Origin of the sequence: Catellatospora paridis, from assembly GCF_009720365.1 — a bacterium.
GTDB classification, from domain to species: Bacteria; Actinomycetota; Actinomycetes; order Mycobacteriales; family Micromonosporaceae; genus Catellatospora; species Catellatospora paridis.
On sequence record NZ_ML769314.1, the window covers coordinates 637,405 to 657,130 of the forward strand.

General features: G+C 71.0%; 17 protein-coding genes, 1 tRNA gene and 1 pseudogene. 10 read left to right on the forward strand and 9 right to left on the reverse strand.

All coding sequences use genetic code 11. From position 1 onward, the window contains the following. Positions 1-38 precede the first annotated feature (38 nt). Positions 39-893, reverse strand: a complete 855-nt coding sequence (locus tag F9C41_RS11935; RefSeq protein WP_230689508.1) for a mechanosensitive ion channel family protein — start codon at positions 891-893, stop codon at positions 39-41. 717 nt (positions 894-1,610) lie between these two features. Between F9C41_RS11935 and gltB the strand changes: the two genes are divergently transcribed. Together gltB and F9C41_RS11945 are read left to right on the forward strand one after the other, a co-directional pair. Continuing rightward, complete coding sequence (gltB, locus tag F9C41_RS11940; protein ID WP_155386980.1) at positions 1,611-6,200, forward strand: glutamate synthase large subunit; 4,590 nt, start codon at positions 1,611-1,613, stop codon at positions 6,198-6,200. Continuing rightward, positions 6,193-7,662: a glutamate synthase subunit beta gene (locus F9C41_RS11945; protein WP_155386741.1), complete on the forward strand. Its 1,470-nt coding sequence runs from the start codon at positions 6,193-6,195 to the stop codon at positions 7,660-7,662. The genes gltB and F9C41_RS11945 overlap by 8 nt, the downstream gene beginning before the upstream one ends. Positions 7,663-7,734: 72 nt before the next feature. On the opposite strand, the gene F9C41_RS11950 is transcribed toward F9C41_RS11945, so the two are convergent. The 6 genes and pseudogenes from F9C41_RS11950 to F9C41_RS11975 form a co-directional block, all read right to left on the reverse strand. Next, entirely contained in the window at positions 7,735-8,280 is a 546-nt protein-coding gene (locus F9C41_RS11950; RefSeq protein WP_155386742.1) for a DUF6239 family natural product biosynthesis protein, read from the reverse strand. 395 nt (positions 8,281-8,675) lie between these two features. Further along, positions 8,676-8,819, reverse strand: coding sequence for a hypothetical protein (locus F9C41_RS11955; protein ID WP_155386743.1), 144 nt, complete (start codon positions 8,817-8,819; stop codon positions 8,676-8,678). A gap of 12 nt (positions 8,820-8,831) precedes the next feature. Next, a complete protein-coding gene (locus F9C41_RS42005) occupies positions 8,832-9,170 on the reverse strand; it encodes a helix-turn-helix domain-containing protein (protein WP_330164753.1) in 339 nt (112 codons plus the stop codon). Further along, positions 9,163-9,468, reverse strand: coding sequence for a hypothetical protein (locus F9C41_RS11965; RefSeq protein WP_155386744.1), 306 nt, complete (start codon positions 9,466-9,468; stop codon positions 9,163-9,165). Before F9C41_RS11965 ends, F9C41_RS42005 begins: the two co-directional genes overlap by 8 nt. Then, a complete protein-coding gene (locus F9C41_RS11970) occupies positions 9,468-9,947 on the reverse strand; it encodes a hypothetical protein (RefSeq protein ID WP_155386745.1) in 480 nt (159 codons plus the stop codon). The genes F9C41_RS11965 and F9C41_RS11970 overlap by 1 nt, the downstream gene beginning before the upstream one ends. Beyond that, positions 9,944-10,501, reverse strand: a pseudogene (locus tag F9C41_RS11975) (sigma-70 family RNA polymerase sigma factor); the annotation flags it as partial. The gene F9C41_RS11970 and the pseudogene F9C41_RS11975, both read right to left, overlap by 4 nt. A gap of 538 nt (positions 10,502-11,039) precedes the next feature. Here F9C41_RS11975 and F9C41_RS11980 point away from each other — a divergent pair. The 6 genes from F9C41_RS11980 to F9C41_RS12005 all read left to right on the forward strand — a co-directional run bounded on the left by F9C41_RS11980 (position 11,040) and on the right by F9C41_RS12005 (position 16,632). Then, positions 11,040-11,462 (forward strand): helix-turn-helix domain-containing protein, encoded by a 423-nt coding sequence (locus F9C41_RS11980; RefSeq protein ID WP_155386747.1) that lies wholly within the window; start codon positions 11,040-11,042, stop codon positions 11,460-11,462. Between the two features lie 133 nt (positions 11,463-11,595). After that, positions 11,596-12,486 (forward strand): LLM class flavin-dependent oxidoreductase, encoded by an 891-nt coding sequence (locus F9C41_RS11985; RefSeq protein WP_155386748.1) that lies wholly within the window; start codon positions 11,596-11,598, stop codon positions 12,484-12,486. Positions 12,487-12,616: 130 nt separating this feature from the next. Then, positions 12,617-14,074 (forward strand): pyruvate kinase, encoded by a 1,458-nt coding sequence (gene pyk / locus F9C41_RS11990; protein ID WP_155386749.1) that lies wholly within the window; start codon positions 12,617-12,619, stop codon positions 14,072-14,074. Positions 14,075-14,122: 48 nt separating this feature from the next. Beyond that, on the forward strand, positions 14,123-15,001 hold the full coding sequence (locus F9C41_RS11995; protein WP_155386750.1) for an acyl-CoA thioesterase: 879 nt from the start codon (positions 14,123-14,125) through the stop codon (positions 14,999-15,001). 171 nt (positions 15,002-15,172) lie between these two features. Beyond that, positions 15,173-15,610 carry an RrF2 family transcriptional regulator gene (locus tag F9C41_RS12000; RefSeq protein ID WP_120316041.1) on the forward strand — a complete coding sequence of 146 codons (438 nt, stop codon included), beginning with the start codon at positions 15,173-15,175 and terminating at the stop codon, positions 15,608-15,610. A 119-nt stretch (positions 15,611-15,729) separates the two neighbouring features. Continuing rightward, positions 15,730-16,632: a sulfite exporter TauE/SafE family protein gene (locus F9C41_RS12005; protein ID WP_155386751.1), complete on the forward strand. Its 903-nt coding sequence runs from the start codon at positions 15,730-15,732 to the stop codon at positions 16,630-16,632. A 127-nt stretch (positions 16,633-16,759) separates the two neighbouring features. On the opposite strand, the gene F9C41_RS12010 is transcribed toward F9C41_RS12005, so the two are convergent. Both F9C41_RS12010 and F9C41_RS12015 read right to left on the reverse strand, forming a co-directional pair. After that, positions 16,760-17,404: a transcriptional regulator gene (locus tag F9C41_RS12010; RefSeq protein ID WP_230689509.1), complete on the reverse strand. Its 645-nt coding sequence runs from the start codon at positions 17,402-17,404 to the stop codon at positions 16,760-16,762. A 130-nt stretch (positions 17,405-17,534) separates the two neighbouring features. Further along, a tRNA-Leu gene (locus F9C41_RS12015) sits at positions 17,535-17,621 on the reverse strand. A gap of 74 nt (positions 17,622-17,695) precedes the next feature. Here F9C41_RS12015 and F9C41_RS12020 point away from each other — a divergent pair. Together F9C41_RS12020 and F9C41_RS12025 are read left to right on the forward strand one after the other, a co-directional pair. Then, positions 17,696-18,307 carry an ANTAR domain-containing response regulator gene (locus F9C41_RS12020; protein WP_155374664.1) on the forward strand — a complete coding sequence of 204 codons (612 nt, stop codon included), beginning with the start codon at positions 17,696-17,698 and terminating at the stop codon, positions 18,305-18,307. 66 nt (positions 18,308-18,373) lie between these two features. Then, entirely contained in the window at positions 18,374-19,543 is a 1,170-nt protein-coding gene (locus F9C41_RS12025; RefSeq protein ID WP_155386753.1) for a hypothetical protein, read from the forward strand. Positions 19,544-19,726: the final 183 nt, after the last annotated feature.

The following is a 19,726-nucleotide window of genomic DNA, read 5'->3' on the forward strand; positions in this document are numbered from 1 at the left end:
CCGTGCCATAGGTTCATGATCAACGCGAAGGCGGGTGGTCAGAGTTCCGGGCCGGATTTCATGTCGTTGCGGAGGGCGGCGGCCTTTTCGGTGAGTTTGTCGGCGGACTCCTTGGCCGACGGCTTGACGTCGGAGGGCTTCTCGCCGGGGTACTTGGCCTGGACCATGGTGTCGCCGCGGTCCTTGGTCAGGCCGGCGGCCTCGGCGGCGCGCTGCTCGGCGGCGCGGGTCTTGAGGTGCTCGGTGACCCGCGTGCTCTCCTCCTCGACCTTGTTCAGCGCGCGCTCCCACCGCTCGCGCATGGGGGCGATGAGGCCGCCGCCGACGCCGACGATGAGGATGCCGGCGATCGTGGCGAGGATGGCGATCAGCACCGGCATGGTGATGGTGGTGGCCACGCCGATCTGGTTGAGCGCGGCGATCGCGCCGAACGCGATGATCACGACCTGGGCGATGCGCCCGATGGCGCGGCCGTACGAGAAGTGCGACAGCGCGTTGGTGATGACGTCGAACACGGCGTTGGCGATGGCGACCGCGACCACCAGGATCACGCAGGCCACGATGAGCCGCGGCAGCCAGCTGATCACGGTGTCGATCAGGTTGCTGATGGGGTTGGGCCCGAACACGCTGAATGCGAGCTGGAACGTGAACAGCAGCAGCGCGTAGTAGACCAGTTTGCCCACCAGGCCGCTGGGTGTGTAGCGGCCGGTCCACCGGTCCATGCCGGTGCGCTGGGCCAGGTGGTTGAACCTGGCCTTGGCCAGGCCCTTGTCGACCAGGCTGCCGATCGCCTTGGCGATGATCCAGCCGATGACCAGGATGGCGGCGCAGGCGAGCACCTTGAGACCGATGTACGCCAGCGCGCTGAACAGGACCTGCAGGGTCGGATTCACTGTCGTCCACCTTCCGCCTGTGCGGAGCCGGTCGTGCTCGCCCCGTTTCGCTCGTCGGACGAGGGGTCGTGCCCCGCGTGCGCGGCCCGCTGACGCGGACCTCCAGCCGCAGACTAAGCCCGATAAGTGCGCTGATCAGCCGAAATGTCGAATCGCTCCGCCCATGCTGGCCGGTGGAGAGGGCAGTGTCGATGGCCCGCGTGGTCGGCGTCGATGTCTCGGCGCGGCGGTCCGCGGCGGGCGGTCGATCCGGCGGCGCCGCGTTAACGTAGGCGACGCGCCCGACACGCGCGGGAAACATGCTCGCCACGGGCGTGAAGACGGGCCGGGCAGGACTCCTGCCGAATTCTCGCTTACTTACTAACTGGGAAGTAGCTTCCCAACATATGGACGTGTGATCAATCTGTGTCTGGTGGACACCCAGGGCGTTTAACGTAGACTCAACACTCACAGACTCGTCCCCATACTCGTGCGACCGCGCGAGGGAGTCCGTGTACCGATGAACCTGCGGGTTCACTCAGGGCCGACGTCGTCCCGCTCGGATAGGCACCGCTAACGAACCCGGCATAGCCCCCGCGCCATCGCTGTCGCGGCATCCAGGCATCCCATCGCGTTCGTGGCCGATACCGATGTTCATTCCCCGTGACGACAGGAGGCCCGGTGGCATCGCCGTACCCGCACCCCCTGCAGCCTGGTGATTCGGCCGCTCCGGCCGCGATGCAGCCTGGTAAGGCGGCCGCACCGGCCGCGACCCGCACCGGCACCTCGGCCGCCCCGGCCGCGGTCGGTCTGTACGACCCGGCCTTCGAGCACGACTCCTGTGGCGTCGCCTTCGTCGCCGACGTGCACGGCCGTCGCAGCCATGACGTGGTGGCCCGCGGCCTGTCCGCGCTGTGCCGCCTCGATCACCGCGGCGCGCGTGGCGCCGAGACCACCACCGGTGACGGCGCGGGCATCCTGCTGCAGGTGCCCGACGCGTTCCTGCGCGAGGTGGTCGACTTCCCGCTGCCACCCGCCGGCCAGTACGTGACCGGTCTGGTCTTCCTGCCGGTCAACGGCGCCGACGAGGCCCGCGCGCTGACCGTGCTGGAGAAGTACGCCCTGGTGGAGGGCGCGCAGATCCTCGGCTGGCGCGACGTGCCGGTGGACGCCGAGGGGCTGGGCGCGACCGCCGACGCCGCGCGCCCGCGCATCCGCCAGGTGTTCCTCAGCGCGCACAGCATCAGCGCGTACCGCTACGGCGAGGCTCTGACCGGCCTGGAGCTGGAGCGCGTGGCCTACTGCGTGCGCAAGCAGACCGAGCGGGAGACCCGCGAGCGCGGCGTCCCGCTGTACTTCCCGTCGCTGTCCGGCCGGACCATCACCTACAAGGGCATGCTCACGCCCGACCAGCTGGCGTCGTTCTTCCCGGACCTGTCCGACGAGCGCGTGGACAGCGCGATCGCGCTGGTGCACTCGCGGTTCTCCACGAACACCTTCCCGAGCTGGCCGCTGGCCCACCCGTACCGGTTCATCGCGCACAACGGCGAGATCAACACGATCCGCGGCAACAAGAACTGGATGCAGGCCCGCGAGGCGCTGCTGTCCAGTCCGCTGTTGCCGGGCAACCTGCGCCGCCTGTTCCCGATCTGCACGCCGGAGGCGTCCGACTCGGCGAACTTCGACGAGGTGCTGGAGCTGCTGCACCTGACCGGGCGCAGCCTGCCGCACGCGATGCTGATGATGATCCCCGAGGCGTGGGAGAACGACCCGGTGATGGACCCCGCGAAGCGGGCGTTCTACCAGTTCCACGCCAGCCTCATGGAGCCGTGGGACGGCCCGGCCAGCGTCGCGTTCACCGACGGCACGGTCGTCGGCGCGGTGCTGGACCGCAACGGCCTGCGCCCGGGGCGCTGGTGGCGCACCGAGGACGGCCTGGTCGTGCTGGGCAGCGAGGCGGGCATGCTCGACCTCGACCCGGCGACCGTGGTGGCCAAGGGCCGGCTGGAGCCGGGCCGGATGTTCCTGGTCGACACCGAGCAGGGCCGGGTCATCTCCGACGAGGAGCTCAAGAGCGACCTCGCCGCGGCGGAGCCGTACACCGAGTGGCTGCACGGCGGGCTGATGCACCTGGAGGGCCTGCCCGAGCGCGAGCACATCGTCTACACCCACGACTCGGTGCAGCGCCGCCAGCAGACCTTCGGCTACTCCGAGGAGGAGCTGAAGATCCTGCTGGCGCCGATGGCGCGGGTCGGCGGGGAGCCGCTGGGCTCGATGGGCACCGACACCCCGATCTCGCCGCTGTCGAGCCGGCCGCGGCTGCTCTACGACTACTTCCACCAGATCTTCGCGCAGGTCACCAACCCGCCGCTGGACGCTATCCGGGAGGAGATGGTCACCAGCCTGGCGTCGACCATCGGCCCGGAGGGCAACCTGCTGGACCCGGGCCCGACCAGCTGCCGGCAGATCGTGCTGCCGCACCCGATCATCGACAACGACGAGCTGGCGAAGATCCTCTCCATCGACGAGGACGGCAACCTGCCCGGGTTCAAGGCGGTGCGGGTCTCCGGCCTGTACCCGCTGCGCGACGGCGCGACCGGCCTGCGGGCCCGGCTGACCGAGATCTGCCGGCACGTGTCCGAGGCGATCGAGGACGGCGTGCGCATCCTGGTGCTGTCGGACCGCGACTCCACCGCCGACCTGGCCCCGATCCCGTCGCTGCTGCTCACCGCGGCGGTGCACCAGCACCTGGTGCGGGAGCAGACGCGCACCCAGGTCGCGCTGATCGTCGAGTCCGGCGACTGCCGCGAGGTGCACCACGCCGCCGTGCTCGTCGGCTACGGCGCGGCCGCGATCAACCCGTACCTGGCCTTCGAGAGCGTCGAAGACCTGATCACCACGGGCATCCTGCCGAACATCGCGCCCGAGAAGGCCGTGCGCAACGTCGTCAAGGCGCTGGGCAAGGGCATCCAGAAGATCATGTCCAAGATGGGCATCTCGACGGTGTCGTCGTACTGCGGCGCGCAGGTGTTCGAGGCGGTCGGCCTGTCGTCGGCGCTGGTGGAGCGCTACTTCACCGGCACGCCCAGCCGCATCCAGGGCATCGGCCTGAACGAGATCCACGCCGAGGTCGCGGCCCGGCACGCGGTGGCGTACCCGACCAACCCGGCGGAGCAGTCGCACCGGCGGCTGGAGGTCGGCGGCGAGTACCAGTGGCGCCGCGAGGGCGAGGTGCACCTGTTCAACCCGGAGACGGTCTTCCTGCTCCAGCACGCCACCCGATCCGGCCAGTACGACGTGTTCCAGCGCTACACCGAGAAGGTCGACGGCCTGGCCGCCGCGGCGGGCTCGCTGCGCGGGCTGTTCCGGTTCAAGGACACGGCGTCGATCCCGATCGAGGAGGTCGAGTCCGCGGCGGAGATCGTCAAGCGGTTCGCCACCGGCGCGATGTCGTACGGCTCGATCTCGGCCGAGGCGCACGAGACCCTCGCCATTGCCATGAACCGGATCGGCGGCAAGTCCAACACCGGCGAGGGCGGCGAGGACGTCGACCGGCTTTACGACCCGGCGCGGCGCTCGGCGGTCAAGCAGGTGGCCTCCGGCCGCTTCGGCGTGACCACCGAGTACCTGGTGCACGCCGACGACATCCAGATCAAGATGGCGCAGGGCGCGAAGCCCGGCGAGGGCGGGCAGCTGCCCGGCAACAAGGTGTGGCCGTGGATCGCCAAGACCCGGCACGCCACGCCGGGCGTCGGCCTGATCTCGCCGCCGCCGCACCACGACATCTACTCGATCGAGGACCTGGCACAGCTGGTGTTCGACGTCAAGTGCGTCAACCCGGGCGCGCGGGTGCACGTCAAGCTGGTCAGCGAGGTCGGCGTCGGCACGGTGGCGGCGGGTGTGGCCAAGCTGAAGGCCGACGTCATCCTGATCTCCGGCCACGACGGCGGCACCGGCGCGTCCCCGCTGAACTCGCTCAAGCACGCGGGCACCCCGTGGGAGCTGGGCCTGGCCGAGACGCAGCAGACGCTGCTGCTCAACGGGCTGCGCGACCGGGTCACCGTGCAGGTCGACGGCCAGCTCAAGACCGGCCGCGACGTGATCGTGGCGGCGCTGCTGGGCGCGGAGGAGTTCGGCTTCGCGACCGCGCCGCTGATCGTCGAGGGCTGCATCATGATGCGGGTCTGCCACCTCGACACCTGCCCGGTCGGCATCGCCACCCAGAACCCGGTGCTGCGCGAGCGCTTCACCGGCAAGCCGGAGTTCGTGGAGAACTTCTTCTGGTTCCTCGCCGAGCAGGTGCGCGAGCAGCTGGCGGCGCTGGGCCTGCGCAGCATCGACGAGGCCGTCGGCCGCGCCGACCTGCTCGACCTGGCCCCGGCGACCGAGCACTGGAAGGCGCACGGGCTGGACCTGTCGCCGGTGCTGACCGTGCCGACCTCGCCCTACGGCGACGCGCCCCGCAAGGTGCGCGATCAGGACCACGGGCTGGAGAAGTCGCTGGACAACACGCTGCTGCGGCACGCCGAGCCGGCGCTGCTGACCGGCGCGCCGGTGCGCTTCGACGTGTCGGTGCGCAACGAGCACCGCAGCGTGGGCGCGATGCTGGGCGGTGAGGTCGTGCGGCGTGCGGGCGGGGCGGGCCTGCCCGACGGCACCATCGACGTGACCCTGCACGGCACGGCCGGGCAGTCGTTCGGCGCGTTCGTGCCGCGCGGCGTGACGCTGCGGCTGCTGGGCGACGCCAACGACTACGCGGGCAAGGGCCTGTCCGGCGGGCGGCTGATCGTGCGCCCGGACGCGCGCAGCCAGTTCGCCGCCGAGGACCAGATCATCGCCGGCAACACCCTGCTGTACGGGGCCACCTCCGGTGAGGTGTACCTGCGCGGCCGGGTCGGCCAGCGCTTCGCGGTGCGCAACTCCGGCGCGACCGCGGTGGTCGAGGGCGTGGGCGACCACGGCTGCGAGTACATGACCGGCGGCACCGTGGTGGTGCTCGGCCCGACCGGGCGCAACTTCGCCGCGGGCATGTCCGGCGGTGCGGCGTTCGTGCTCGACCTGGACCCGCTGCTGGTCAACCGGGAGCTGGTGGACCTCGGCCCGGTCGGCGAGGTCGAGGCGGAGGGCCTGCTGGAGATCGTCGAGCGGCACTTCCAGGAGACGGGGTCGGCGGTGGCGGAGAAGCTGCTGGCCGACTGGGCGGGCAGCGTGGAACGCTTCACCGCCGTGATCCCGCGCGACTACAAGCGCGTGATCGAAGCCATGCGGGCCGCCGAGGCTGCCGGCCGCGACATCGACGCCGCGGTCATGGAGGTGGCACGTGCCTGATCCCAATGGTTTCCTGCGCTTCGGCCGGCGGCTGCCGGCCCGCCGGCCGGTGCCGGTGCGCATCATGGACTGGCGCGAGGTGTACCCCTCCGCCGACGACGAGCTGATCCGCGAGCAGGCGGGCCGCTGCATGGACTGCGGCATCCCGTTCTGCCACGAGGGCTGCCCGCTCGGCAACCGCATCCCGGACTGGAACGACCTGGTCCGCACCGGCAACTGGAACGCCGCGATCCAGTCGCTGCACAGCACGAACAACTTCCCGGAGTTCACCGGGCGGCTGTGCCCGGCGCCGTGCGAGGCCTCCTGCGTGCTGGCCATCGGCGACGATGCGGTCACCATCAAGCAGGTCGAGGTCGAGATCATCAACCGGGCGTACGAGAACGGCCGGGTCCGCCCGCAGCCGGCCGCCGCCCCGTCCGGCAAGACGGTGGCCGTGGTCGGGTCCGGCCCGGCCGGGCTGGCCGCCGCGCAGCAGCTGGCTCGCGCCGGTCACGCGGTCACCGTGTACGAGCGCGACGACGCCATCGGCGGCCTGCTGCGCTACGGCATCCCGGACTTCAAGCTGGAGAAGCAGCACATCGACGCGCGCGTCGAGCAGCTGCTGGCCGAGGGCGTGGCCTTCCGCACCGGCGTGAACGTCGGCGTGGACGTGTCCGCCGCGCAGCTGCGTGCCGAGCACGACGCGGTGCTGCTGGCCACCGGAGCGCTCGCCGGACGCGAGACGGACACCCCGGGCCGTGAGCTGGCCGGCGTCCACCAGGCGATGGCACACCTGGCCGAGGCCAATGTGGCCGTGGCCGGCGGACCCCAGCCGCAGATCACCGCGGCCGGCAAGCACGTGATCATCATTGGCGGCGGCGACACGGGCGCGGACTGCCTGGGCGTGGCCCACCGGCAGGGCGCGGCGTCGGTGACCCAGCTGGACCGGTACCCGCAGCCGCCGGACGCCCGCGACGAGGGCCGGGACCCGTGGCCGACCTGGCCGTGGATCCTGCGCAACTACGCCGCGCACGAGGAGGGCGGCGACCGGGTCTTCTCGGTGGCCGTGCAGCGTTTCGTGGGTGACGAGCAGGGCCGTGTCCGCGCGATCGTGCTGATCGACGTGATCGTCGAGCGGGTCGACGGCCGCGGCGTGGTCACCGAGGTCGCCGGCACCGAGCGGGAGATCCCGGCCGACCTGGTGCTGCTGGCCATCGGCTTCGAGGGCACCGACGCCGCCGATGCGCTGGCGCAGCTCGGCCTGTCCCGCAGCCCGCGGGGCACCGTCGAGTGCGGACCCGACTGGCAGACCCCCACCGACGGTGTCTTCGTCGCGGGCGACGCGCACAAGGGCGCGTCCCTGATCGTCTGGGCGATCGCCGAGGGCCGCAGCGCCGCCGCCGCCATCCACCGCTACCTCGGTGGCGCGGGCAGCCTCCCCGCCCCCGTCGCACCCTCGTCCCGTCCCCTCATCCCCGCCTGACGAAAGAAGGGCACCTTCTACCACGCTAGCGTGGTAGAAGGTGCCCTTCTTATCGCTCCAGGCCGGTCGGCCTCAGCGGCTGGCGGGTCCGCGGCTCTTCGGGTCGCCGCCGCGCCGCACCGGCAGGACGGTGACGTTGTCGGCCTGCATGCGGGTGACCACTTCGAACAGCTCCTCCTGGTCCTCGCGCAGCAGCTCCACCATCGCGCTGAGCTTGCCGAGGTCCTCGCGCACGTGCAGCTGCGGGGTCTCCACCCCGACGGCCCGTCCGGCCGCCTCCTCCAGCGTCTTGCTGTACTGGGCGAGCTGCTGGACGATGTCGCTCAGTGCGGTGATCACGATGCGCATGTGCTCGCCGCGCTGGTGGTCGCGGGCCAGCTGCCGGGTCTCCGCCTCGTGCAGCCGGTTGACGAGGTGTTCGTTGGACAGCGCCACGGCGCCGGCCAGCATGAGCACCACGCCGATCGCGGTCGCGGCGATCACTCTGGCCAGCACACTCGTCTCCCTGGTCACCTCCTGGCCGGACGGCCAGATGACGAGATATGCCGCCAGTACCAGGACCAGGGCGAGGCCGACGATGGAGAGCCAGAACGCCCCGCTTTTGACTTTGACGATCACCTGTCTTCCCTTCCGGGACCGCTGGGCGTCCGGGCGCACACGCCGAATGAACGAACACTCAGCGTGCCTCCAGTGACGCCGACGCGCTAGTAACACAGAGCGAATTCACTTATGACGCCGAATTGTGGACTGCAGGTCAGCCCGCCATCATCCGGTCGTACTGACTCCGGGCGCTGAGGACATCACCGATTCAAAGAAGACGCATGTTGCAATTCGCACGTGCACGGTACGTCTAAAAATGCCGATATCGCAACGTATGAACGGATGATAAGTGCGTCACCGTGAGTGACTGCGATGGGTGGACATCGATGCACATTAACGAGGTGTTACATCGAATCGGGCAGTTGCCTTCAAAGGCAAGCTACGCAGAGTAGTACTCGATCACTCTGTGCTGATCAATGAACCAGGGTGAGCATGGTGGTGAACACTCCGAAGGAGACGAACACCCCCAGCCCGAAGATCACACCCTCGGTGAACAGCAGCAGCAACCCCCGCAGCCGGGCGCTGCCGTGCCTGCGTCGGTAGAGCTCCGAAGCCATCGACCCACTCCTTCAGCGTGGCACCCAGCCGTGCTTGACCAGCAGGGCGGCGACGTCCTCGCGCAGGTACCGGCGGTGCCCGCCGGCGGTGCGGGTGACGCGCAGCAGGCCGCGGTCGGCCCAGCGCTTGACGGTCTTGCGGTCCACCGGCAGCAGCGCGAGCACCTCGGCCGGGGTCATCATGTCGCGGCGGCCGGCGCGCACGCCGGCCCCGTCGCGCAGCCCCGCGGCGTAGACGGCGGCCAGCGCCGTCACCAGCCGTGGGGTCAGCGCATCGCCTTCGCAGGCGCGCACGGCGACCTCGCGTACGTGCGCGGGCAGCCGGGGGACGGGCGTGGGGAGGTCAGACACCGGCGTGCTCCCTCGTGTCCGGGGTGGGCAGTGCGCGTTGGTCGCTCGTCCAGAACGGCCACCCGTTCGAGCCACCGTCGATGAGGTCGCGTACCGCGGCCAGCTCGGCGTGCAGCGCGACCGCCTCAACGCGGTAGCGGTCGCGCTCCCGGCAGGCCCGGCGGGCCAGTTCCTCGGCCCGCCGGGCGAGCACGCTCTCGGCGACCAGCGCCGTACGCAGCGCACTGACCTCCACCCCGGCCCGCATGGCCTCCCGGTCGCACAGCCGGGCCAGCCACCGCCGCCACGCCCGTCGCATCACAGGAATGCCTGCCGGGTCGAGGGGACCTGCGGGTAGGCCCCGGTCGCGGTGTGCCGACCGTGGTAGTCCACGGCCGGATACGGCGGCACCACGTCGATGTACGCGGTGACCTCCGCATCGGCCTCCGGTCGGCGCACCGCCGAGGCCGGACCGACCGCCGAGGCCTGCCCGACCGCGGTCGGCCGGGTCGCGGTGGCGGGGTCGCCGGTCGGTCCGGCGGGTCGCCGCCGGGATCCATCCGACCGGCGCCGGTCCAGGGCGCGCCGCCAGAACGCCACCACCGCGCGCCGACGCGCGGGCTGCGGGCCGTCCTCGACGCCCCACCACTGCCCGTCGGCGTCGTCGACCCGGTCCAGGATCAGCTTCGCCTCCTCGACCAGCGACAGCCGGTCGCGCATCAGGAACAGGGTCGCGGAGAAGCTCACCGCGGCCACCGCCGCCGTGTAGAGCGAGATGAAGGTGGTGGACAGGGTCATGACCTGCCCTCCTCGAACCCGTCCGGCAGCAGGCGGCCGAGCATCCGCACCGCGCGGCACTGCAGCGCCTTGACCGCGCCCTCGCTCTTGCCCATCGACTGCGCCGTCTCCGCGGTGGACAGTCCCACCAGGAAGCGCAGCGCGATGCAGCGCTGCTGCGACGGGTTGAGCTTCTTGACCGCCGCGAGCAGCGCGAGGTTGTTCACATGGTCCATGGCGACCCGGTCCGGAGCGCCGTCGAGGCTGAACTCCTCCTGGTCGAAGTCGAGGACCTCGCCGCTGATCTCGAAGCGGTAGCGGCCCGACTTGTAGTAGTCGGCCACGATGTGGCGCGCGATGGTGATCAGCCAGGCCGCGAAGTCGCGGCCCTGCCAGCGCACGCTGCCGATGCGCTTGAGGGCGCGCAGGAAGGTGTCGGACGTCAGGTCCTCGGCGGTGGGGCTGTGCCGGACCCGGAAGTAGATGAAGCGGAAGACCGCGGGGGCGTACTGCGCGTAGATCTTCCCGAACGCCTCGGTGTCGCCCTGCTGCGCTCGTTCGACCAGGTTCCATACGTACGACTGCTCCTCGGGCACCGACCCGGCGAGGCTGGTGCGGGCTTCCGGCGTGACTGCGGTCTGGCTCATCCGCGCGACACCCGGCCCTTGCGTGACATGAGCACGTAGGTTGCTCCTCTTCTGGCGGGGGGATCCTCGTTCGAGGGCCCGCCGGACCGGGGTTCACGATCCGGCGGGCCCGGGTGTGGCCGCCCAGTGCCTTGGGCGGCCACACCGCGAGGGGGGAGCAGCGGCGTACCGCTGCGGCGCCGGCCGGCCGATCCCGAGACGATGACGCGGTCCGGGCGCGGACCACGTTGTTTGCGGGCGACGCACCGTCATCTGGATCTGTCGGTCTGGCGCTGGACGTCACGATAACCGTCGTCCATACACGACGCAAGCAACGACGTATGGAAACGACTAATACCCCCTAACGGGTGACCGTCAACCGGCTCATCACGCTTCCCACGTCTAGGCCATTACCGGAAGGTGCGTCGCTTGTTAACGACGTGTGGGTGATGGAAGCGCATCGGACGTGCCGGGTAGCCTGTTAGGTATGGGCGACGTATCGGCGGCAGCGGGGGACAGGACGCAGCCGGACACCGAGTGGGGCCGGTATCTGCGCCGCATGACGCGCCGCCCCGGCTGGTCGGTGGCGAAGCTCGCGCGCGACTCGGGCATCGCCCGGCAGACGATCTTCGACTGGATCCGGGACGGCGGCGAATCGGTGACCGTCGGCTCGGTGCGCCGGGTCGCCGAGGCGCTCGGCGACGACGTGGTCAACGCCCTGACGGCGGCGGCCAACGTGGCACACCGCGAGGCCGACGAGGAGATCACGCCGATCCTGCAGTCCGACCTCGACCCGCAGGCCAAGGCCGACCTGGTCGAATACCTCACCGGGCTGCGCGAGGCCCAGCGCCACGCCCGGCGCACCGAGATCACGGCGATGCTCAACCGCCCCCGTCGCGCGGCTGCATAGCTGGCGCCCGCCTTCGCGGGCGCGGGGTTCGGCCTCTCAGCCTCCCTTACCCGCCGGTCGCTCGTCCGCTGCGCGGACTTCCGCTCCTGGTGGATGCGGCCGGCGGCCGAACCCGACTGCTACCGTCGGTGCAATGCGAGTCTCCGCCTTGATCCTGCCTGTGTACCCCTGGCGCGAAGGCCGCCACATCTGGCGGGAGGCCGAGGACCTCGGATTCCACGCCGCCTACACCTATGACCACCTGTCCTGGCGTACGTTTCGCGACGGCCCCTGGTTCGGCGCGGTGCCGACGCTCACCGCGGCGGCCGGTGTCACCGAGCGGCTGCGGCTGGGCACCATGGTCACCTCGCCGAACTTCCGGCACCCGGTCACCCTCGCCAAGGACGTGATGACCCTCGACGACGTGTCCGACGGGCGCATCACGATCGGCATCGGCGCGGGCGGGATCGGGTTCGACGCGTCGGTGCTGGGCCAGGCGCCGTGGTCCACCGCGGAGCGCACCGAGCGCTTCGAGGAGTTCGTGCCGCTGCTCGACCGGCTGCTCACCGACGGCGACACCACCCACCACGGCAAGCACTACTCGGCGTACGAGGCCCGCATGCTGCCCGGCTGCGTCCAGCGGCCGCGGGTGCCGCTCGCGGTCGCCGCCACCGGCCCGCGGGGGCTCGCGCTGGCGGCCCGGCACGGGCAGGCCTGGATCACCACCGGCCCGGCCCGCAAGGGCGACGAGACCGACCCTGAGCTGCTGCCGGGCATCATCGCAGGCCAGCTCGACGGGCTGGCCAGAGCGTGCGCCACGGAGGGCCGTGACCCGGCGGAGCTGTCGCATGTCCTGCTCACCGGATTCACCCAGGAGCAGCCGCTGGCCTCGGTGCAGGCATTCGTCGACTTCGCGGCACGCTACGCCGCGCTCGGCATCGACGAGATCGTCGTGCACCGCCCCGTCCCGGGCACCTGTTTCGACCCTGGCCAGGGCGTTTACGAGCAGCTGCCGGCCGCGGTGGCGGCGGCGTTCGGCGGCTGACGCGGCGCGACGAACGTCCCGTTTCCGCCCACTGAACGATCGGTCAGTCTCTCCCGTGTATCCGGGATTTGTCGAGACGGTGACGCCCCGTTGCAACCTAGGTCACATCAGAGGACTAGGCTTGCCCGTCGTGACACGCCGCGCAAAGATCGTCTGTACTCTCGGCCCAGCCACCTGGTCCCCCGAGCGCCTCCGCGGGCTCGTCGAGGCCGGGATGGACGTCGCCCGCATGAACTTCAGCCACGGCTCCCACGCCGACCACGAGCAGGCCTACCTGCGGGTCCGTGAGGTGTCGGCCGCCACCGGCAAGGCTGTGGCGACGCTGGCCGACCTGCAGGGTCCGAAGATCAGACTTGGTAAGTTCGCGGACGGCCCCCACGAGTGGCGTACCGGTGACAGTGTTGTCATCACCAGCGACGACATCCTTGGCACGGCCGACCGGGTCTCCTGCACCTATCGGAAGCTGCCGGCCGAGGTAAAGGCCGGCGACCGCCTGCTCATCGACGACGGCAAGGTCGCCGTCGAGGTGACGGCCGTGACCGGACCGGACATCCGCTGCCTCGTCATCGAGGGCGGGCCGGTCTCCAACAACAAGGGCGTCTCGCTGCCGAACGTGGCCGTGTCGGTGCCCGCCATGTCCGAGAAGGACGCCGAGGACCTGCGCTTCGCGCTGGCGCTCGGGGTCGACCTCATCGCGCTGTCGTTCGTGCGCTCGCCCGAGGACATCAAGCTGGTCCACGCGATCATGCACGAGGTGGGCGTCGTCCGCCCGGTCATCGCGAAGATCGAGAAGCCCGAGGCGGTCGACAACCTCGAGGCCATCACGGACGCCTTCGACGGCCTCATGGTCGCCCGCGGCGACCTCGGCGTCGAGCTCCCCCTCGACCAGGTCCCCCTGGTGCAGAAGCGGGCCGTCCAGCTCGGTCGGGAGTACGCCAAGCCGGTCATCGTGGCCACGCAGATGCTCGACTCCATGATCGAGAACTCGCGGCCCACCCGCGCAGAAGCCTCCGACGTCGCCAACGCCGTCCTCGACGGCGCGGACGCCGTGATGCTCTCGGGCGAGACCAGCGTCGGCAAGTACCCGGTGCTGACCGTCAGCACCATGGCGAAGATCATCACGACCACCGAGGCCGGGCAGATCGCCGTGCCGCGCCTGCAGCACGACCCGCGGACCCGCGGCGGCGCGCTCACCGTGGCGGCCTCGCAGATCGCCCGCGCCGTCGGCGCCAAGGCGCTGGTCGCGTTCACCGTCACCGGTGACACCGTGCACCGGCTCGCCCGGCTGCACTGCGACCTGCCGCTGCTGGCCTTCACCCCCGAGCCCGCGGTCCGCGACCAGCTCGCGCTCGCCTGGGGCGTGGAGACCTTCCTGATGCCGTTCGTGCACCACACCGACGACATGTTCCGCCAGGTCGACGAGCGCCTGCTCAGCCTCGGCCGGGCCAACGTCGGCGACTACGTGGTGGTCGTCGCGGGCAGCCCGCCCGGCACCCCCGGCTCCACCAACACCCTGCGCGTACACCAGCTCGGCTCGCTGGCCATGCCGCAGACCCTGGCCCAGGCCGCCACGCCGGCCCAGAGCTAGGGTGAGCGCGACGCCGAGCGACGCTCGGCCCGCGCGAACGGAAGTGACATGAGCGAGCCCATCACCGGCCAGGCCGCCGTGGACAGCCTGGTCGAGCTGCTGGACCTGGCCCCGGTCGACGATCTCGTCTTCCGGGGCCAGAACCCGCCGATCGGGCCGCCGCGCGTGTACGGCGGACAGGTCGCCGCGCAGGCCCTGGTGGCCGGCGGGCGCACCGTCGACCCGTCGCGGACCGTGCACTCACTGCACGGCTACTTCGTCCGCGCCGGGAACATGGCCGAGCCGATCGACTACCACGTGGAGAAGATCCGCGACGGGCGCTCGTTCTCGGTGCGCCGCTCGGTGGCGATGCAGCGGGGCAAGCCGATCTTCCTGATGTCGGCCTCGTTCCAGGTGCGCGAGGAAGGGCTGGACCACCACGACCCGGCCCCGGTGGACGTGCCCGGCCCCGACGAGCTGCCGACCATGAGCGACCGGCTGGCGCCGTACCCGGAGCGGCTGGGCATCTGGAAGATCCTGCCCCGCCCCATGGACGTGCGCTACGTCAACGAGCCCGGCTGGGTGCGCCCCGGCAAGCGGGTCGCCAACGACCTGCAGCGGGTGTGGATGCGCCTGGACGGCAAGCTGCCCGACGACCCGCTCCTGCACGCCTGCGCGCTTACCTACCTGTCCGACCTGACCCTGCTCGACGCGGTCCTGTCGGTGCACGGCGAGGTCTGGGGCCCCGGCGGCGTCATCGGCGCCAGCCTCGACCACGCCCTCTGGTTCCACCGCCCGTTCCGCGCCGACGAGTGGTTCCTCTACGACTGCTCCAGCCCGTCGGCCTCTGGCTCCCGCGGCCTCGCCACCGGCCGCATGTTCACCCGCGACGGCCGCCACATAGCCACGGCCTCCCAAGAGGGCCTCCTCCGCCCCGTCGGCGCCTGACCCCTACCCTTACTTCCTCGCGGCGATCTTGCGTGAACTGTGGGTACGACACGCCCAAAACGGGCGAAAGGTCAACAGTTCGCGCAAGATCGTGGTGATCATGGGTGGGGTGGGTCACGGGGTGGGGTCGGTTCGGGTGGGGGAGTGATCAGTTAGGGCGATAATCGGTTCATGCGACTCTCCGCCCGTGTCGATTACGCGCTGCGCGCGGTGATCGAGCTCGCCTCCGGGGGCGACGGCCCGGTCACCTCGGAGCGGATCGCCCGCGCGCAGGAGATCCCGCCGAAGTTCTGCGAGAGCATCCTGCTGCAGCTGCGCCGCGGCGGCATCGTGTTCGCCCAGCGCGGGCCGGAGGGCGGCTACTGGCTGGCCCGGCCGGCCGAACAGATCTCCCTGGTCGAGGTCGTCGAGGTCATCGACGGGCCGCTCGGCTCGCCGCGGGCCGCGCAGGCCGACGTCCCGCTGGGCGCGGCGCAGGCGCTGCAGCAGGTGTGGACCGCGGTGGAGGAGTCGGAGCGGGCAATCCTGACCCAGGTCACCATCGCGCACGTCATCGCCGGGGTGCTGCCGGAGCCGGTCGCCGGTCGCCTGCCGCTGGCCGCCTCCTGACGGATTCCGGACAGGCCAGCTTCACCAACTTTTTCGACAACCGTGTCTTGCCTTCCCTACCTTTCCTATTAAACTGATCGGAAATACCAAGAAGCTGGGATCGGTAGGGGGCGACGGCCGTGCGAAAACTGCTGATCATGGCGTTGGTGGGGCTCGCCGCCCAGCTCGTCGACGGCTCCCTGGGCATGGCATACGGCGTCACGTCCAGCACCCTGCTCCTCATCGCCGGCATCTCCCCAGCCGCCGCGTCCGCCTCCGTGCACCTCGCCGAAGTCGGCACCACCCTCGCCTCAGGCATCTCCCACTGGCGCTTCGGCAATGTCGACTGGCGCGTCGTACGCAACATCGCGCTGCCCGGCGCCGTCGGCGCCTTCGCCGGAGCCACCGTCCTAAGCAGCATCTCCACCGAATCCGCCATCCCGTGGACGGCCGGCATCCTGCTCGCGCTCGGCGCATACCTGCTGTTCCGCTTCGCCCGCCCGCTGCGGCCCACCCGGCCCCGCAACCTGCCCCGCCGCTTCCTCGCCCCGCTCGGCCTGTTCGCCGGCTTCATCGACGCCACCGGCGGGGGAGGGTGGGGCCCGGTCGCCACGCCGACCCTGCTCGCCTCCGGCAGCATGGAACCCCGCAAGGTCATCGGCTCCGTCGGCACCTCCGAGTTCCTCGTCGCCGGCGCCGCCAGCATCGGCTTCCTGATCGGCCTCGGCTCCGAAGGCTTCGTGCTGCCGACCGTCGCCGCGCTGCTCGTCGGCGGCGTCATCGCCGCGCCGATCGCCGCCTGGCTGGTCCGCCACGTACCCGCACAGCTGCTCGGCGCGTTCGTGGGCGGTCTCATCGTGCTCGTCAACATGCGCAGCCTGCTGCGGGTGTTCAAGGTAGAGCCCGAGTTCGGGCCGTACGCCTACCCGCTCGCGGCGGTGCTCTGGGTCGTCGCCATCGGTTTCTCGGTACGGGCCTGGCGCCGCGCTCGCGCCGCGCAGCCCGCCGTCACCGCCGAGCCGGAGCTCGTGCCCGCGGCCTGAGCGGCGACGTCCAGCCCGCGACCGACCGTTGCTGCTGTCAGTTGTGGGCTGGATTCCTAGGACGATGTACGCGACGTGCCGGTGACCGTGGGCGACAGGGCGGCCCTGCGCGGCGGACCGGGAGCGGTCAGGACTTCGGGCCGACGTGCTCGTCGAGCATGGCGACGGCGTCGCGGCGGGCCACCGACAGCGAGTTGCGGCGGTTCAGCCGCCAGGCCACACCGAGCTGGTCCAGCGCCCAGCCGCACAGGGCGAGGATGTCCGCGGACTCGTTGGCGAACAGGTAGCGGGGATACTCGTAGGTCCGGCCTGCCTTGGTGACCCGGTTGAGCACGCGGCATCCGTCCGAGTGGAACAGTCCGCGGAGGAAGGTCCCGGGGTGGTCGGCGACGACAACGCGCTGCCAGGGTTCGAGATCGATCTTCCGCTCGTGCTTCTTGCCTGCGCCGGCCTGCGGGAAGAGGCACGGCCAGTGTTTCGAGTAGCTCTGCAGGCTCACGCATCCCTTCTGCCGGATGCGTTGGACGCGATTCGCCAGTGTGGCGAGCATCGCCGTTTCTGCCTGGTCCAGGAGGGCGGTGTAGGTCGCCGTGCAGTAGATCCGCAGCACCGGAACCTTCGCGGAGGTGACCAGGTGGCCGTCGCCGAGATAGAGGCCAAGCAGGTAGGAGTACTGCTCATGGTCTGCCGGCGCGGAGTCGCGGCATCGAAAGCACCGGTCCTCGGTGAACTGGCTGTCCGGTGCTCCATCGTCGCGGCACCACGTGCGCACCGTCTGATAGGGGAGGCCGAGGCGGGCGGCGATCGAGCTGATCGACGACCCGTTCCGGTGCTCGAGCCGAGCCTGATGGCGAATGGCGAGGGGGTGCACAGCGGTCGATTCTCGAACAGCTGTACGACATTGGTGCCGGGAACGGGATTCGAACCCGCATGCCCTTTCGGGCAATCGTGTTTGAGACGATCGCGTCAGCCTGTTGCGCCATCCCGGCGAGCTTGGGTCATGGTACCCGACTAGGCTGCCGGGTAGGCAAACGGCATTCGTGGTGTGGGGGTTGTGGTTCCGGTGACCGAGAAGCAGGCAGGCGTCGCGCGCAAGCGCGTGCTGATCGCGGAGGACGAGGCGCTGATCAGGCTGGACCTGGCCGAGATGCTCGGCGAGGAAGGCTACGACGTGGTCGGCGAGGCCGGTGACGGCGAGACCGCGGTGAAGCTGGCCGAGGAGCTGCACCCCGACCTGTGCATCCTGGACATCAAGATGCCGATCATGGATGGCCTGGCGGCCGCGGAGCGGATCGCCGGCGCGCGCATCGCCCCGGTGATCATCCTGACCGCGTTCAGCCAGCGCGACCTGGTCGAGCGGGCCCGCGCCGCGGGCGCGATGGCATACCTGGTCAAGCCGTTCCAGCAGAGTGACCTGGTGCCGGCCATCGAGATCGCGCTGTCCCGGTTCGCCGAGGTGGCGGCTCTGGAGGCCGAGGTCGCCGGGCTGAACGACCGGCTGGAGACCCGCAAGGCCGTGGAGCGGGCCAAGGGTGCGCTGATGACGCAGTACGGCATGAACGAGCCGCAGGCGTTCAAGTGGATCCAGCGCACCGCGATGGATCACCGCCTGACGATGCGCGAGGTCGCCGAGCGGATCATCGTCGAGGCGGCGGCCGCGGAGTCCGCCGAGTAAGCAGATCAGGGGCGTGCGCCGCGGCTGGGGTCAGCGCGGTCGCGGCGGCGCGCCTACCATCGGACCATGCTGTCCGGTCGCCGCACGGTCGCGCTGGTGCTCCTGGTCGCTCTGGCGGGCGGGTGCACCGCCGCCGCGCCGTCGCCGATGCCCGCGCCCGAGCTGCGCCCGTCGTGGCGCGAGCTGACGCTGCCGGCGCCGCCCGGTCCGGCGGGCCGGCTGGTGCTGGGTGATGCGACGGTCTGCGACGGCCGGTGGTATCTGTCGGGGGCGCTCGCCGATCCGGCCGGTGTCACCCGGCCCGTGGTGTGGACCAGCTCGGACGGGCAGACCTGGCGGTCGCTGGAGTTCCTGGGCACGAGCTATTACGGCGAGCGGGCCGCGATCTACGCGCTGGGCTGCCGCGGTGACCGGATCGCGATGCTGGGGGCGCGCAGCGGTGGCGCGCACGGCAATCCGCGGGTGACCCAGTGGTACGGCGGCCCGGACGGCCCGCTGCACGAGGTGATCGCCGGGTTCCAGCTGTACGGCGGTCCGGACGCGGTGAACACGGCCCGGCTCGCGGGCGGCCCGCGGGGCTGGGCGATCGCGGGTAACCGGCTGGCGGGGGCGGCGGTGTGGCTGTCGCCGGACGCGACCGGGTTCGCCATCCGGGAGGGTCTGCCGGAGCTGGCGGGCGATGCCCGTGGCGAGACGATGGCGTACGACGTGCTGCCGGTGCCCGACGGCTGGCTGATGGTCGGGGCGCTGAGTCCCGCGGATCGCATCGACCGCGACGCGCTGGCGTGGACCTCGCCGGACGGCGAGCGCTGGACCCGCCTGCCCGCCCCGGCCTCGCCGGAGTACGAGGAGTTCGACCGGGTGGCCGTGGTGGCCGGGACGCCTTATGCGGTGGGCCTGCGCGGGGACCGGTTCGGGGCGTGGCGGCTGGCGGACGGCGCATGGGCGGACGCGGGCGCGTTCGGTTCGACCCGGCCGGGGCCGGTGGCGTGGGTGGCTGGGCTGGCGGTGGCGGACGCGGGTCTGCTGGCTGCCGTCTCGGATGGCGAGATGTACCGGTTGTGGCTCATGTCACCCGATCGGGGCTGGGTGGCGGTGGCTTCGCCCGCTCCGCTGCGCGCGGCCGGGGTCTCCGCCGCGGGGGTCGCCGGGTCGGGCGGGCGGGTTCTGGTGATCGCCGACGACGGGTCCGGGGCGCACGTGTGGATCACGGACCTGCCGGCGAAGCATGGATGATACTCGCAGGTCACCGGGGGGTGCGCCCGAATGGCGCTGCTCACGTAACGGTTGGGTCAACCCTTAGGCGAGGTCTTACCGATCCGGGTGTGAGTGGGATAACGTCCCAGGCCAGATCGTGGTTCACGATCTGTTCCGGTCTTGCTGCACGCACAGTGGCGGCGGCGGGTCCGGATCTCGGAT

Coding starts and splice junctions, on each gene's coding strand:
- F9C41_RS11965 (WP_155386744.1), bottom strand. CDS start 9,468: ATGCGACGGGCGTGGCGGCGGTGGCTGGCCCGGCTGTGCGACCGGGAG.
- F9C41_RS12025 (WP_155386753.1), top strand. CDS start 18,374: ATGCTGTCCGGTCGCCGCACGGTCGCGCTGGTGCTCCTGGTCGCTCTG.
- F9C41_RS11980 (WP_155386747.1), top strand. CDS start 11,040: ATGGGCGACGTATCGGCGGCAGCGGGGGACAGGACGCAGCCGGACACC.
- F9C41_RS11995 (WP_155386750.1), top strand. CDS start 14,123: ATGAGCGAGCCCATCACCGGCCAGGCCGCCGTGGACAGCCTGGTCGAG.
- gltB (WP_155386980.1), top strand. CDS start 1,611: ATGCAGCCTGGTAAGGCGGCCGCACCGGCCGCGACCCGCACCGGCACC.
- F9C41_RS11970 (WP_155386745.1), bottom strand. CDS start 9,947: ATGACCCTGTCCACCACCTTCATCTCGCTCTACACGGCGGCGGTGGCC.
- F9C41_RS11955 (WP_155386743.1), bottom strand. CDS start 8,819: ATGGCTTCGGAGCTCTACCGACGCAGGCACGGCAGCGCCCGGCTGCGG.
- F9C41_RS11985 (WP_155386748.1), top strand. CDS start 11,596: ATGCGAGTCTCCGCCTTGATCCTGCCTGTGTACCCCTGGCGCGAAGGC.
- F9C41_RS12000 (WP_120316041.1), top strand. CDS start 15,173: ATGCGACTCTCCGCCCGTGTCGATTACGCGCTGCGCGCGGTGATCGAG.